We start from the raw sequence: 12,165 nt of genomic DNA, 5'->3' as shown, positions 1-12,165 counted from the left end.
GGACGTGACTGGGGCGGCGGTCAGTGCTGGTAGCCGTAGACGCCGCGGGCCTGGTCGCGGACGAGGCGGCCCTTCTCCAGCTCGATGACGCGCTTGCGCATCTGGTCCACGATGTTCTGGTCGTGCGTCGCCATGATGACCGTGGTGCCCGTCCGGTTGATGCGGTCGAGCAGCTTCATGATGCCGACGGAGGTCTGCGGGTCGAGGTTGCCGGTCGGCTCGTCCGCGATCAGCAGCTTGGGCCGGTTGACGAAGGCCCGCGCGATGGCCACGCGCTGCTGCTCACCACCGGACAGTTCACCCGGCCTGCGGTCCTCCTTGCCGCCGAGCCCGACGAGGTCGAGCACCTGCGGCACGGACTTGCGGATCTCGCCGCGCGACTTGCCGATGACCTCCTGCGCGAAGGCCACGTTCTCGGCGACGGTCTTGTTGGGCAGCAGGCGGAAGTCCTGGAACACCGTCCCCAACTGGCGGCGCATCTGCGGCACCTTCCAGTTGGAGAGGCGCGCGAGGTCCTTGCCCAGGACGTGCACCTGGCCGTGGCTGCACCGCTCCTCGCGCAGGACGAGCCGCAGGAAGGTCGACTTGCCGGAGCCTGAGGATCCCACGAGGAAGACGAACTCGCCCTTCTCGACCTCCAGGGAGACATCCCTGAGGGCTGGGCGGGTCTGCTTGGGGTAGACCTTGGAGACGTTGTCGAATCGGATCACGGATGCACCACGGGTCGCCGGGGGTAGATGAGCGTGACCATACGCGAACCGGGAGTCCCCCCGCAGGGCCCGGTCGCGGTTGGTAGCGGCTTGTGCGTTTTTGTACAGCACCGGATTCGGGCTTCCCGGAGCGCCCGCGCTTCTTGTGGGGGAACCTGGCACAGTGGAGGGGGGAACGTTCTGGTTCCCGGGTGCGTTGTACGTGTGAAGGCCGGTGCAAGGAGGGCGAGCGCATGACGTACGACCGGTTGGTGTGCGCGAACTGCGCGTCGCCCGTGAGTGAGGGCCGGTGCCCCGTGTGCCGTGCCAACCGCGAGCGGCTGCAGCAGGAGGGCTTCTTCGCGGGCCTGAACCCCATGGCGCTGATCGCGCTGCTCGCGGTGCTGATCGCCGCGGTGGCGCTGCTCGCCCACCAGGCAGCGTAGGAAGACCGGACGAGACGGCCGAAGGGCCCGGAGCGCGAAGCTCCGGGCCCTTCGTCACGTGCGCTGTGCGCGGAACGTCGCCGTACGGCTACGTTCAGGCGGCGGCGCCGCCCCGGCCGTTCACGAGCCGCGGCAGGAAGCGGAAGCCGATGCCGCCGGCGATCATCGTCGCGGCGCCGACCAGCAGGAACGCGGTCTGTCCGGCACCGGTCTCGGCGAGCTGCTTGTCGCCGCCCTGGGCCGTGGTGTCCGAGCCCGTGTCGGTGAGGGCGGAGGAGCCCTCCTCCTGGGCGGCGTTGTCGTTGCCGCCGCCCTGGGGCGCGCTGCCGCCGGTGGAGCTGCCGCCGCCGGTGCTGCTGGAGCCACCGCCGTTGCCGTTGCCGCCACCGTTGCCGTTGCCGCCGTTGCCGTGACCGCCGCCGTTGCCGCCCGTCGTGGTGGTCCCACCCGTCGCGGTACCACCGGTCGACGTCGTGCCACCGGTCGACGTGCTGCCACCGGTGGACGTCGTGCCACCGGTCGACGTGCTGCCACCGGTGGACGTCGTGCCACCGGTCGACGTGCTGCCACCGGTGGACGTCGTGCCACCGGTCGACGTCGTGCCACCGGTCGACGTCGTGCCACCGGTCGACGTGCTGCCACCGGTCGACGTCGTGCCACCAATGGTGACGGTGCCACCAATGGCGGTGCCACCGGTGCTGGTGGTGCCCCCGGTGCTGGTGGTGCCGCCGGTCGTGGTGGTGCCACCGTCGGTGCAGATGCTGACCGGGCAGTCGCCAGTCGTCCCCTCGTCTTCCCCACCCTCGGTGCTCACACCCAGCGTGAGCGGCCCCGCCTGGACTCCGAGGTCCAGGGCGGAGGCGGCGCCCGCTGCGGTGAGCGAGGCGCCGGCCGCGATCACGGCGCCGGCGGCTATCCGCGCGACCCGGATCCGCGTCTTCTTCGTCATGTGGTTGCTACCCCCAGTAGCTGTCGTCAATGAGGCGGCGCATGGGGCGTGCCGTGATCGACGGAGGCAGCCGTGACGAGATCCGCGTCAATTCCCCCGGTTCACATGCGCCCCAGAGATACGCATGCCGCGTTTCACCCTTCCGAGTTTTCAAGGCATCGTCAAGGTCGTTGCGGGCGCAATGTCCGACCGGGCGGCGTTTGCCGCGACTTGGAACCCGTGAGTGTGATGTAAAACCCAGACAAATGACAACTGCCGCCTCGGGGGCGGCAGTTGTCATGTCGACAAGGTTACTTCTCGGCCTGCTTGCGCCAGCGAATGCCGGCCTCCAGGAATCCGTCGATCTCGCCGTTGAAGACGGCCTCGGGGTTGCCGACCTCGTGCTCGGTGCGCAGGTCCTTGACCATCTGGTACGGGTGCAGCACGTAGGACCGCATCTGGTTGCCCCAGGAGTTGCCGCCGTCGCCCTTGAGGGCGTCCATCTTGGCCTGCTCCTCCTGCCGGCGCCGCTCCAGCAGCTTCGCCTGGAGGACGTTCATCGCGGTCGCCTTGTTCTGGATCTGCGAGCGCTCGTTCTGGCAGGAGACCACGATGCCGGTGGGCAGGTGGGTGATGCGGACCGCGGAGTCGGTCGTGTTCACGCCCTGGCCGCCGGGGCCGGAGGAGCGGTAGACGTCGATCCGCAGCTCGGACTCGTCGATCTCGACGTGGTCGGACTGCTCCACGACGGGGAGCACCTCGACACCGGCGAAGGAGGTCTGGCGGCGGCCCTGGTTGTCGTAGGGCGAGATGCGCACCAGGCGGTGGGTGCCCTGCTCGACGGAGAGGGTGCCGTAGGCGTACGGCGCCTGCACCGCGAAGGTGGTGGACTTGATGCCCGCCTCCTCCGCGTACGACGTCTCGTAGACCTCGGTCTTGTAGCCGCGCTGCTCGGCCCAGCGCAGGTACATGCGCTGGAGCTTCTCGGCGAAGTCGGCGGCGTCGACGCCACCGGCCTCGGCGCGGATGTTGACGAGCGCCTCACGGGAGTCGTACTCGCCGCTGAGCAGCGTCCGGACCTCCATCTCGTCCAGCGCCTTGCGGACGGCGGTCAGCTCGGACTCGGCCTCGGCGCGGGTGTCCGGGTCGTCCTCCTCCTCGGCCATCTCGAAGAGGACGGCGAGATCGTCGATCCTGCCGCGCAGCCCCTCCGCCTTCCTGACCTCGGCCTGGAGGTGGGAGAGCTTGCTGGTGATCTTCTGCGCCTCGTCCGGGTTGTCCCACAGGGACGGCGCGGCCGCCTGCTCCTCGAGCACGGCGATGTCTGCCCTCAGCCTGTCGAGGTCCAGGACGGCCTCGATCGACTCCATGGTCGAGGAGAGGGACTTCAGCTCTTCGGATACATCGACGACTGCCACGCATCCAGCGTAACGGCTCCGCCGAGCGGCCAGGGCAGGGCGGCTCGGCGGAGCCGCCCGGGCGCGGGTGCCGCCCGCGCCCCGCCGGTGCCGTGCCGCCCGGTGGTCAGGGCGTCGACGTGCTGTGGGTGTCCGCCGGCGGCTCGTCTCCCGACGTCGCCGCCCACGCCCCCACGCCGACGGCCGCGGCCAGCACCACCCCCGCCACGCCCAGGGTGATCCGGCGCCGCCGCACCGCCGCCCGGTGCCGGGCCGAGCCCGGGCGCGGCGCGCCCGTCGCGCGCGGGATCCGGGCCGTGCCGTGCGCCCCGCCGGCCAGCTCGTCCGGGGCCGGCACCCGCATCGAGGTGTGGGTGTCCCGGTTGGAGTCGGGTCTGGCGCCGGGCACCAGGGACACCGCGCCGCGCCGCCGCACCGGCTCGCCGCCGGCCGGGTCGCGCACCACCGGGTCCTCGGCCTCCTCCGCGGACTCGGCGTCCGGCTCGTCCACGTCCAGCGGGGGCATCCCGGCCAGCAGGGGGAGCTGCTCCCGCAGGCGGGCCGCGAGCTCCGAGGCGCGCAGCCGGGAGGCGGGCGCCTTGGCCAGGCACTGCACGAGGAGCTGCCACAGTTCCTCGGGGATGCCGGGCAGCGGTACGACGGTCTCGGTGACGTGCCGGCGCAGCACCGCGCCGGGGTGGCCGCCGCCGAACGGCGTGAAGCCGGCCAGGAGTTCGTAGAGGACCGTGGCGAGCGCGTAGATGTCCACGGCGGCGCGCGGGGGCAGGCCCTCGACGATCTCCGGGGCCAGGTAGTCCGGGGTGCCGATGATCTTCGTGGCGCGGGTCCGCTTCGGGGAGTCGATCAGCTTGGCCACGCCGAAGTCGGTGAGCAGTGCCGGGTGGGACCCGCCGGGGCCGAGCGGGCCCTGCATGTCCAGCAGGATGTTCTCGGGCTTCACGTCCCGGTGCACGATCCCGGCCGCGTGGGCCGCGGCGAGCCCGTCGGCGACGTCCGCGACGATCGCCACGGCCGACTCGGGCGCGAGCCGCCGCTCGCGCTCCAGACGGGTGCGCAGGTCGGTGCCGCGCACCAGGTCCATCACCAGGGCCAGGTCGTTGCCGTCGACCACCAGGTCGCGCACGGAGACGATGTGCGGGTGCTCGAGGCCGAGCAGCGCGGTGCGCTCCTGCACGAAGCGCCCGACGAGCTCCTGGTCGGACGCGAGGTCCTCGCGCAGCAGCTTGATCGCGACGGGCCCCTCCGGCCCCTCACCCAGCCACACCGTGCCGGCGCTGCCCCGCCCCAGGATCTGGTTGGCGGTGTACCGGCTGCCGATCTTCCGTGCCAAGACTGCTCCTACCGACGCGTGTTGTCCTCAAAACTACGCGCCGGAGGAGCCAACCTTCACCGCCGGGGCGGAAATCACCCGCCGGATGTCGACAAATTCCCAAACTCGCGTTCAGTTGCCGCTTGTGGAGGAGCCGTCGAGCTGCTTGACCCAGTCGCCCACCTGGCCGGCCCAGTCGCTGAGCTGCTGCCAGTAACCCCGGCCCTGGCCGACCCAGCTGTGCAGCGGGGTCAGCTCCCAGACCAGCCAGCTCGCGACGACCAGGATGACGATCGTGAACAGGCAGCCCTTCAGGCAGCCGAGCCCGGGGATCTTCATCGGGTTGGCGCTGCGCTGCCGCGGCGCCCGGGGCTCGCGCGCGGGCCGCTGCGGCTCCGGGGCGGGGGGCGCGTACCGCTGCGGCTGGCGCTGCGGCTGCCGCTGCGGGGCGTACTGCTGGGGCTGCTGGTCCGGGTAGCCGTACGCGGCGTGCGGCTGCTGCCGGCCGCGGGGCTGCGGCTGCTGCGGGCGCCCCTGCGGGGCCTGGCGCGGCTGCTGCTGGGGGCGGGCCACCTGCCGCTGGGGGCGGCGGCGCAGCGGGTCCTCGTCCGGGCCGAGGTACTGGACCTGCGTCTGCTCGTTGCGGTCCCGCGCGGCCCGCAGCTGGTTCTGCCAGGGGTGCGGCTGGTCGGGCTGCCCGCCCTGCGGGCCGGTGTTCGGCAGCACCGCCGTCGGGTCGGCGGCGCCGGTGTTCGGCAGCACGGCGGTGGGGTCGGCGGCGCCGGCCGGGCCGCCGGTGTGCGGCAGCACGCTGGTCGCGGCGTTGGGGTCGTACGCCCCCCGCGGCGCGTTGGTGGGCAGCACCTGGGTGGGGTCGGCGGCGCCGGGCGCCCCCGGGACGGGGGCCGGGGCCGGGTCGGGGGCGAGCAGGGCGCCCACGCCCTCGGCGGCGGCGATCTGCGCGGCGTTCGCGTGCACGCCGACGCCTTCGGCCACGACCCGCAGCCCGCGCGCGAGGTTCTCCGCGCTGGGCCGCTCGTCGGGGTTCTTGCGCAGGCAGCGCTCTATGACCGTCCACAGCGGGTCCGGGACGGTGGAGGGGCGGCGCGGTTCGGCGCTCAGGTGCTGGTGCAGCACCTCCAGGGCGGTGCCCCCGGAGAACGGCGGGCGGCCGGTGACCAGTTCGTACAGCAGGATGCCCGCGCCGTAGATGTCCACGGCGGAGGTCTGCGGGCGGCCCTCGGCGGACTCCGGCGCGACGTACGCGGGCGTGCCGACGAACTCGTGGGTGCGGGTCAGGCCCGGGGAGTCGGCCAGGCGGGCGATGCCGAAGTCGGTCAGCATCGGGTGCATGCGGCCGTCGTACTGCTGGAGCAGCACGTTGGCGGGCTTCAGGTCGCGGTGGACCACGCCGTCGGCGTGGCTGGCGGCGAGGGCGTCGGCGATCTGCGCGGTCATCAGCGCGGCGGCGACCGGCGTGAAGGGGCCGTTCTCGCGGAGGTAGCGGTGCAGGTCGGGACCGTCGACGAGGTCCATGACGAGGGCCAGCAGATCGCCCTCGACGACCAGGTCGCGGACCCGCACGATGTTCGGGTGGGTGAGCCTGAGCAGGACGGAGCGCTCGCGCAGGAAGCGCATCACGATGTCCGGGTCGCTCGCCAGCTCCTCCTTGAGGACCTTGATCGCGACCGTCTCTCCGGGCTGGCCCGGCACGGCCGCCTCGGCGCCCGCGGTCTCGCGCTGGCGGGCACGCCAGACGGTGCCCGTGGCGCCGCGTCCGAGCGGCTCCTCGAGCAGGTACTTGCTGCCGACTGGCCGCACGTCACGCGCTCCCTGCTGCTTGCTTGCCGGTGTTCCGTATGCCGACCCACTGTAGTGCCGGTCCACTGGGCACTACGTAAGCGTTCCCGACGATGTTCGCCGGTCCGCCCGGACCTCGCCCGTCGGAGTCCGGGCCCGTGGGTTCCGGTTTGAGGGGAAGACGCTCGCCCCGGTCTCCTGGTTGCCGGGTGCCGCACGTGACCGATCTCAACTGATCGTCGGCGCACCACCGGTCAGGCACTTTTGTGGGCAGAGCTGACCATTCAAGATCACTTGGCACCGGATCGTGGGCACGTTGTCAGTGACAGGTGCGAGGATGCGTGCAGTACTGGCCGACGTGCTCGTGCGGGGGGTGGGGTAGTCCGCGCCCGGGCAGAAGGGACCGCTGACGGCGATGCAGATCCGGCTGACCGTCGTAGATCCGCTGGGCCCGTCCCCGCAGCGGGGCCGCGCCGTGACCCGGGACGTGCTGGTGACGGCGCCGGCGGGCACGGACCTGGCCGCCGTGGCGTCGGGGCTGGCCGCCGCGGTCGCCGGAGAGGGCGGCGCCGGCCGGGACGCCACAGGCGCCCCGGTGGTGCTGTACGCGGGCGCCGAGCGGCTGGACGCGCGCCGCCGCGTCCTGGGCGAGCCCCCGCTGGTCGACGGCGCCGTGCTGTCCCTGGGCGCCCCCGCGGCCGCGGAGCCGCACCCCGAACTGGACGACGCCCCGACCCAGCTGCACGTGGTCGCCGGGCCGGACGCGGGCGGGGTCCATCTGCTGCACGGCGGCCGGATCACCGTGGGCCGTTCCGCCGACGCCGACGTCCCGCTGGACGACCCGGACGTCTCCCGGCTGCACTGCGCGGTCACCGTCGGCGCCGACGGCCGGGTCTCGGTCACCGACCTGGGCTCCACCAACGGCACCACTCTGGACGGCACGCGCGTCGGCGAGCGCCCGGTGCGGTTCCCCGCGGGCGCGCTGCTGCGGCTCGGCGAGTCCGCCCTGCGCGTTACGCCGTCCGGGGGCCCCGGGGCGCGCACGGCGACGGTGCCGGACGGTGAGGGCCGCCTGCGGGTGCTCCCGGAGGACCCGCGGGGGCACGCGGCCGACCCGCGGGGGCACGCGCGCGTGGAGCCGCCGTCCGCGAGCGGCGTGGACCCGTCCGGACCCACCCGCCACGGCTACGGCTCGGCCGGCGACGGCCCCGGTCACGACCGCACCCGGGCGGAACCCCTGGTTCCCGGGCAGGCGGGAGCGCCGGGCGCCGAGAGCCTGGGCGCGACCCACGGCGCGGGCGGCGGCGACACGCACGCCGGACCGCACGGCGTCGGCCTGCCCGGCGGCGCCGAACTCGCCGGGGACGACGAGGACACCGGCCCCGGCACCCGCAAGGGCACGCCCCTGCGCGGCACCGACGTGCCGCCGGGAGTGCGACGGCGCGGCGGGCTCGGCGCCTGGGCGCGGCGGCTGGCGGGCGGACGCGGCGAGCAGCCGGCCACCCGGCCGGAGGAGTACGGCACGGCGGCCGGCGAGGCCGCCGCCGCGCACACCGGAGCGCCCCAGCGGCCCGAGACCTGGCCGGACCCGGCCGCGCTGCTGCTCACCGCCCTGGGCCCGGGGCCCCGGCTGTGGGAGCGGGGGCCGGGGCACCCGGAGGCGCTGACCGTGCGGCTCGGCACGGCGGACCGCGGCGCGCCGGACGGTTCGGGCGTGCTGCCCGCCGTGCCGGTGACCGCCGCGCTGCGCGAGGCCGGCGCGCTGGGCCTCGCGGGGCCGCGCCCGCGGCTGTCCGGGCTGGCCCGCGCGGCACTGGCCCAGCTCGCCGCGCTGCACTCCCCCGATCTGCTGGAGATCGTGCTGATCAGCGCGGACCGCGCGCGTCCGCTGGCGGAGCGCACGGCGGAGTGGTCCTGGCTCGGCTGGCTCCCGCACGTCCGCCCCGGCCACGGCCAGGACTGCCGCCTGCTGCTGGCCTACGACCGCGAGCAGGCGGCGGCCCGTACGGAGGAGCTGCTGCGCCGGGTGGCGGAGTACGCGGCGACGGGCCGGGGCACCGCCCAGCCGGCCGCGCCCCGGACGCCGGCCCAGGCCCAGACCCCGACCCACGCCCAGGCTCCGGCCGAGCACGGCGCCCCCGGCACCGGCGTCACCGAGCGGCCCGGCGCCCCCTCCGTACCAGGTCCGCGGCAGCACGACGCTCACCCGGGCCCGGCCCACCCCGCCCCGCCCGCCGCCGCGACCGGCACGGCCTTCGGCACGGCGTCGGCTTTCACGGCACCGCCGGGCGGCCACGCCGGCCCCGCCCCGTGGGCCGCCTCCGGGCCCGCCGACCCACGGTCCGGGGCGGCGGCGCGCCGCCCCTCCTGGGCCAGGGAGGACGCCGGCCCGGCCGGGACCGGCGGCTTCCCTGGCCCGTACACGGTCGTCGTCGTGGACGGGGACCCGGGAGGCGCGGCCCTGACGGAGTCGCTGGCGCGGCTGGCCGTGGCCGGGCCGAGGGCCGGGATCCACGTGGTGTGCCTCGCCGAGACCGAGCCCGCCTCCGCCGCGTCGCCCGTGACCCGGACCTACGAGGCCGCCTGCGAGGCCACGCCGGCCTTCCGGTACTGCGGGGCCGCCGCCCTGCTCGGCGGTGACGTCGCGGGCGCGCTCCACCTGATGCGGGTCGCGCCGACCGGCCCGGTCGGACCGGGCACCCTCGCCACCGTCGACGCCGTCTCGCCCGCCTGGGCCGAGCGGTTCGCGCGGGCGCTGGCGCCGCTGCGGCCGGACGGCCCGCTCGCCGAGCCGCACGCGCGCGTGGCCGTGCCGCTGCCGACGTCCGCGCGCCTGCTGGACGAGCTGGGTCTGGCCCGGGCCACCCCGGCCTCGCTGATGGCCCGCTGGGCGGACGCGGCCGACGACACCGCGTCCCCGGCGGGCCGGGCCCGGGCGGTGCTGGGCGCCGGTCCGCACGGCCCGCTCACCGTCGACCTGGTGGCCGACGGCCCGCACCTGCTGATCGAGGGCCCGGCCGGCAGCGGCCGTACCGAGCTGCTGCGGACGGTGGCCGCCTCGCTCGCCGCGGCCGAGCGGCCCGACCGGCTGGGCATGGTGCTGATCGACGGCCGGGACGGCGTCGGCACCGGCGCGGGGCGCGGCGAAGGCCTGCGCGTCTGCACGGACATACCCCATGTGACGACCCACCTCATCGCCAACGACCCCGTGCGCATGCGGGAGTTCGCGCAGTCGCTGACCGCGGAGCTGAAGCGGCGCGCGGAGCTGCTGGGTCTGGCGGACTTCGCCCAGTGGCACTCCGGGCGCGAGGTGTCCGGCCAGATCGTCGCGCAGCGCACGCCGAACGGCCGGGGCCCCGGTTCCGGTGCCGTCGCCGGCGCGGCGGACGCGTCGGGGGACATAGAGGCGCCGCCCAGCTCCACGCTGCGGCTGCGGCCCGGCGCCGCCGCGCGGCAGCGCGCCGAGACGGCGCCGCCGCTGCCCCGGCTCGTGGTGGTCGTCGACGACCTCGACGCGCTGGTCTCCCCTGCGCTCGGCTCGCCCGGCCGCCCCGCCGCCGGGTCGGTGCTGCGGGCGCTGGAGGCGGTGGCCCGGGAGGGCGAGCGGCTCGGGGTGCACCTAGTGGCGACGGCCGGTACCGGCGGCCGTACCGCGGAGACGGAACCGGCCAGGCGGGCCACCCTGCGCATCGCGCTGGACGCGCCGGCCGCCGGGCGCACCGGCGCCGCGCCGGCCGCCCCGGGCCAGGAGCCCGGCGGGGAACCGGCGCCGGGGCGGGGCCGGCTGACGTACCCGGACGGCAGGACCGTGGGCTTCCAGGGCGGCCGGGTCACCGGCCGGATCCCGCGCACCGCGACGCAGCGGCCCACGGTGGTGCCGCTGGAGTGGCAGCGCATGGGCGACCCGCCGGCCCGGCGGCCGGTGCGGGAGCTGGGCAACGGCCCCACCGATCTGGCCCTGCTGGCGAGCGCGGTGCAGCGGGCGGCCCGGGAGGTGGCGGCAGCACAGGTGCCCTCGCTGCTCTGAGCCGCGCGGAACCCCGGACGCATACCCCGTTGATCACGAGCCGGTCACGATGGGCCGCTGGACGGCGCAGGCGCTCTTGCCGCCCGCGCACGGCCCGGCGTAGACCGGACCGGACGGGACAGAGTTCTGACGTTCAACGGAGAACGACGAACGGGGAAGTGATGCGCAGCAACAGCGGCACCATCCGGACACGCAGGGCCGTCACCACACTCGCCGCGCTGCTCGCGGGAGCCCTCACGCTGACCGCCTGCTCCGGCGGCGACAGCGACAAGAAGGGCGACGGCGACACGGGCGGCGGGGCCACCGGCTCCACCCTCAGACTGCCGAAGCTGAACGGCGCGAAGCTGGAGGTCGCCGCCGTCTGGACCGGCACCGAACAGGCGAACTTCAAGAAGGTCCTCGCGGAGTTCGAGAAGCGCACCGGCGCGAAGGTGACGTTCGTGCCCGCACAGGACCCGATCATCAACTTCCTGGGTTCCAAGATCGCGGGCGGTCAGCCGCCGGACGTGGCGCTGCTGCCGCAGCCGGGCGCCATCAAGCAGGCCGTGCAGAAGGGCTGGGCGAAGCCGCTCGGGGCCGACGCGCTCAAGGAGCTGCGGAAGAACTACTCGCAGGGCTGGCAGGACATCGGCAAGGTCGACGGCAAGAGTTACGGCGTCTACTACAAGGCCGCCAACAAGTCCCTGATCTGGTACAACGCCAAGGCCTTCGAGAACGCGGGCGCCAAGGAGCCGAAGACCTGGCAGGACCTGCTGACCACCGCGCAGGCGGTGTACGACTCCGGTGTCACCCCGTTCTCGGTCGGCGGCGCCGACGGCTGGACGCTGACGGACTGGTTCGAGAACGTCTATCTGTCCCAGGCGGGCCCGGAGAAGTACGACCAGCTCGCCCAGCACAAGATCAAGTGGACCGATCCCTCGGTGAAGCAGGCGCTCACCACGCTCGCCCAGATCTGGGGCAAGAAGGACTACGTGGCGGGCGGCGCGGACGGCGCGCTGCAGACCGAGTTCCCGGCCTCCGTCACCCAGACCTTCACCGGCGGCGACCAGCCGAAGGCCGCCATGGTCTACGAGGGCGACTTCGCGCAGGTCAACATCGGCGACACCAAGGCCAAGGTGGGCACGGACGCGAAGGTGTTCCCGTTCCCCGCCGTCGGGTCCAGCGCGCCGGTGGTCTCCGGCGGTGACGCGGCCGTCGTGCTGAAGGACTCCAAGGCGGCGCAGGCCCTGGCCACCTTCCTGGCCTCCCCGGACGCGGCGACCATCCAGGCCAAGCTCGGCGGCTACCTCTCGCCGAACAAGAACGTGCCGGACTCGGCGTACCCGAACGAGGTGCAGCGCACCATCGCCAAGGCGCTGATCGCCTCCGGCGACGACTTCCGCTTCGACATGTCCGACCAGGCCCCGCAGGCGTTCGGCGGCACGCCCGGCAAGGGCGAGTGGAAGGACCTGCAGGACTTCCTGAAGAACCCGAAGGACGTCGCGGGCACCCAGGCGCGACTGGAGAAGGACGCGGCGGCCGCGTACGGGAACGGGAGCTGATCCGGCG

The 12,165-nt window shown here is 74.5% G+C and carries 8 protein-coding genes; 3 read left to right on the top strand and 5 right to left on the bottom strand.

Features of this window, described 5'->3' with window-relative positions:
• Positions 1-20 precede the first annotated feature (20 nt).
• Positions 21-710, bottom strand: coding sequence for a cell division ATP-binding protein FtsE (gene ftsE, locus TNCT1_RS30075; RefSeq protein WP_020940379.1), 690 nt, complete (start codon positions 708-710; stop codon positions 21-23).
• Between the two features lie 233 nt (positions 711-943).
• Here ftsE and TNCT1_RS30070 point away from each other — a divergent pair, with 233 nt between their 5' ends.
• Positions 944-1,135 carry a hypothetical protein gene (locus tag TNCT1_RS30070; RefSeq protein WP_143638368.1) on the top strand — a complete coding sequence of 64 codons (192 nt, stop codon included), beginning with the start codon at positions 944-946 and terminating at the stop codon, positions 1,133-1,135.
• Positions 1,136-1,229: 94 nt separating this feature from the next.
• On the opposite strand, the gene TNCT1_RS30065 is transcribed toward TNCT1_RS30070, so the two are convergent.
• From TNCT1_RS30065 to TNCT1_RS30050, 4 genes are all read right to left on the bottom strand, one after another.
• Positions 1,230-2,084 (bottom strand): hypothetical protein, encoded by an 855-nt coding sequence (locus tag TNCT1_RS30065; RefSeq protein ID WP_143638366.1) that lies wholly within the window; start codon positions 2,082-2,084, stop codon positions 1,230-1,232.
• 290 nt (positions 2,085-2,374) lie between these two features.
• The gene (gene prfB / locus TNCT1_RS30060; RefSeq protein ID WP_143638364.1) at positions 2,375-3,481 is read right to left on the bottom strand and encodes a peptide chain release factor 2; all 1,107 of its coding nucleotides are present in this window, start codon (positions 3,479-3,481) and stop codon (positions 2,375-2,377) included.
• 106 nt (positions 3,482-3,587) lie between these two features.
• Positions 3,588-4,811 carry a serine/threonine-protein kinase gene (locus tag TNCT1_RS30055; RefSeq protein ID WP_143638362.1) on the bottom strand — a complete coding sequence of 408 codons (1,224 nt, stop codon included), beginning with the start codon at positions 4,809-4,811 and terminating at the stop codon, positions 3,588-3,590.
• 111 nt (positions 4,812-4,922) lie between these two features.
• On the bottom strand, positions 4,923-6,611 hold the full coding sequence (locus TNCT1_RS30050; RefSeq protein ID WP_143638360.1) for a serine/threonine-protein kinase: 1,689 nt from the start codon (positions 6,609-6,611) through the stop codon (positions 4,923-4,925).
• A 394-nt stretch (positions 6,612-7,005) separates the two neighbouring features.
• Between TNCT1_RS30050 and TNCT1_RS30045 the strand changes: the two genes are divergently transcribed.
• A complete protein-coding gene (locus TNCT1_RS30045) occupies positions 7,006-10,617 on the top strand; it encodes an FHA domain-containing protein (RefSeq protein WP_143638358.1) in 3,612 nt (1,203 codons plus the stop codon).
• A gap of 161 nt (positions 10,618-10,778) precedes the next feature.
• Complete coding sequence (locus tag TNCT1_RS30040) at positions 10,779-12,158, top strand: ABC transporter substrate-binding protein (RefSeq protein ID WP_143638356.1); 1,380 nt, start codon at positions 10,779-10,781, stop codon at positions 12,156-12,158.
• Positions 12,159-12,165 lie beyond the last annotated feature (7 nt).

Source organism: Streptomyces sp. 1-11, from assembly GCF_007176755.1.
Classification (GTDB): domain Bacteria; phylum Actinomycetota; class Actinomycetes; order Streptomycetales; family Streptomycetaceae; genus Streptomyces.
The sequence above is the reverse complement of the archived record's forward strand: the minus strand, read 5'-3'. Positions and strand labels throughout refer to the sequence as shown.

Coding starts and splice junctions, on each gene's coding strand:
- TNCT1_RS30040 (WP_143638356.1), top strand. CDS start 10,779: ATGCGCAGCAACAGCGGCACCATCCGGACACGCAGGGCCGTCACCACA.
- TNCT1_RS30045 (WP_143638358.1), top strand. CDS start 7,006: ATGCAGATCCGGCTGACCGTCGTAGATCCGCTGGGCCCGTCCCCGCAG.
- TNCT1_RS30070 (WP_143638368.1), top strand. CDS start 944: ATGACGTACGACCGGTTGGTGTGCGCGAACTGCGCGTCGCCCGTGAGT.
- TNCT1_RS30065 (WP_143638366.1), bottom strand. CDS start 2,084: ATGACGAAGAAGACGCGGATCCGGGTCGCGCGGATAGCCGCCGGCGCC.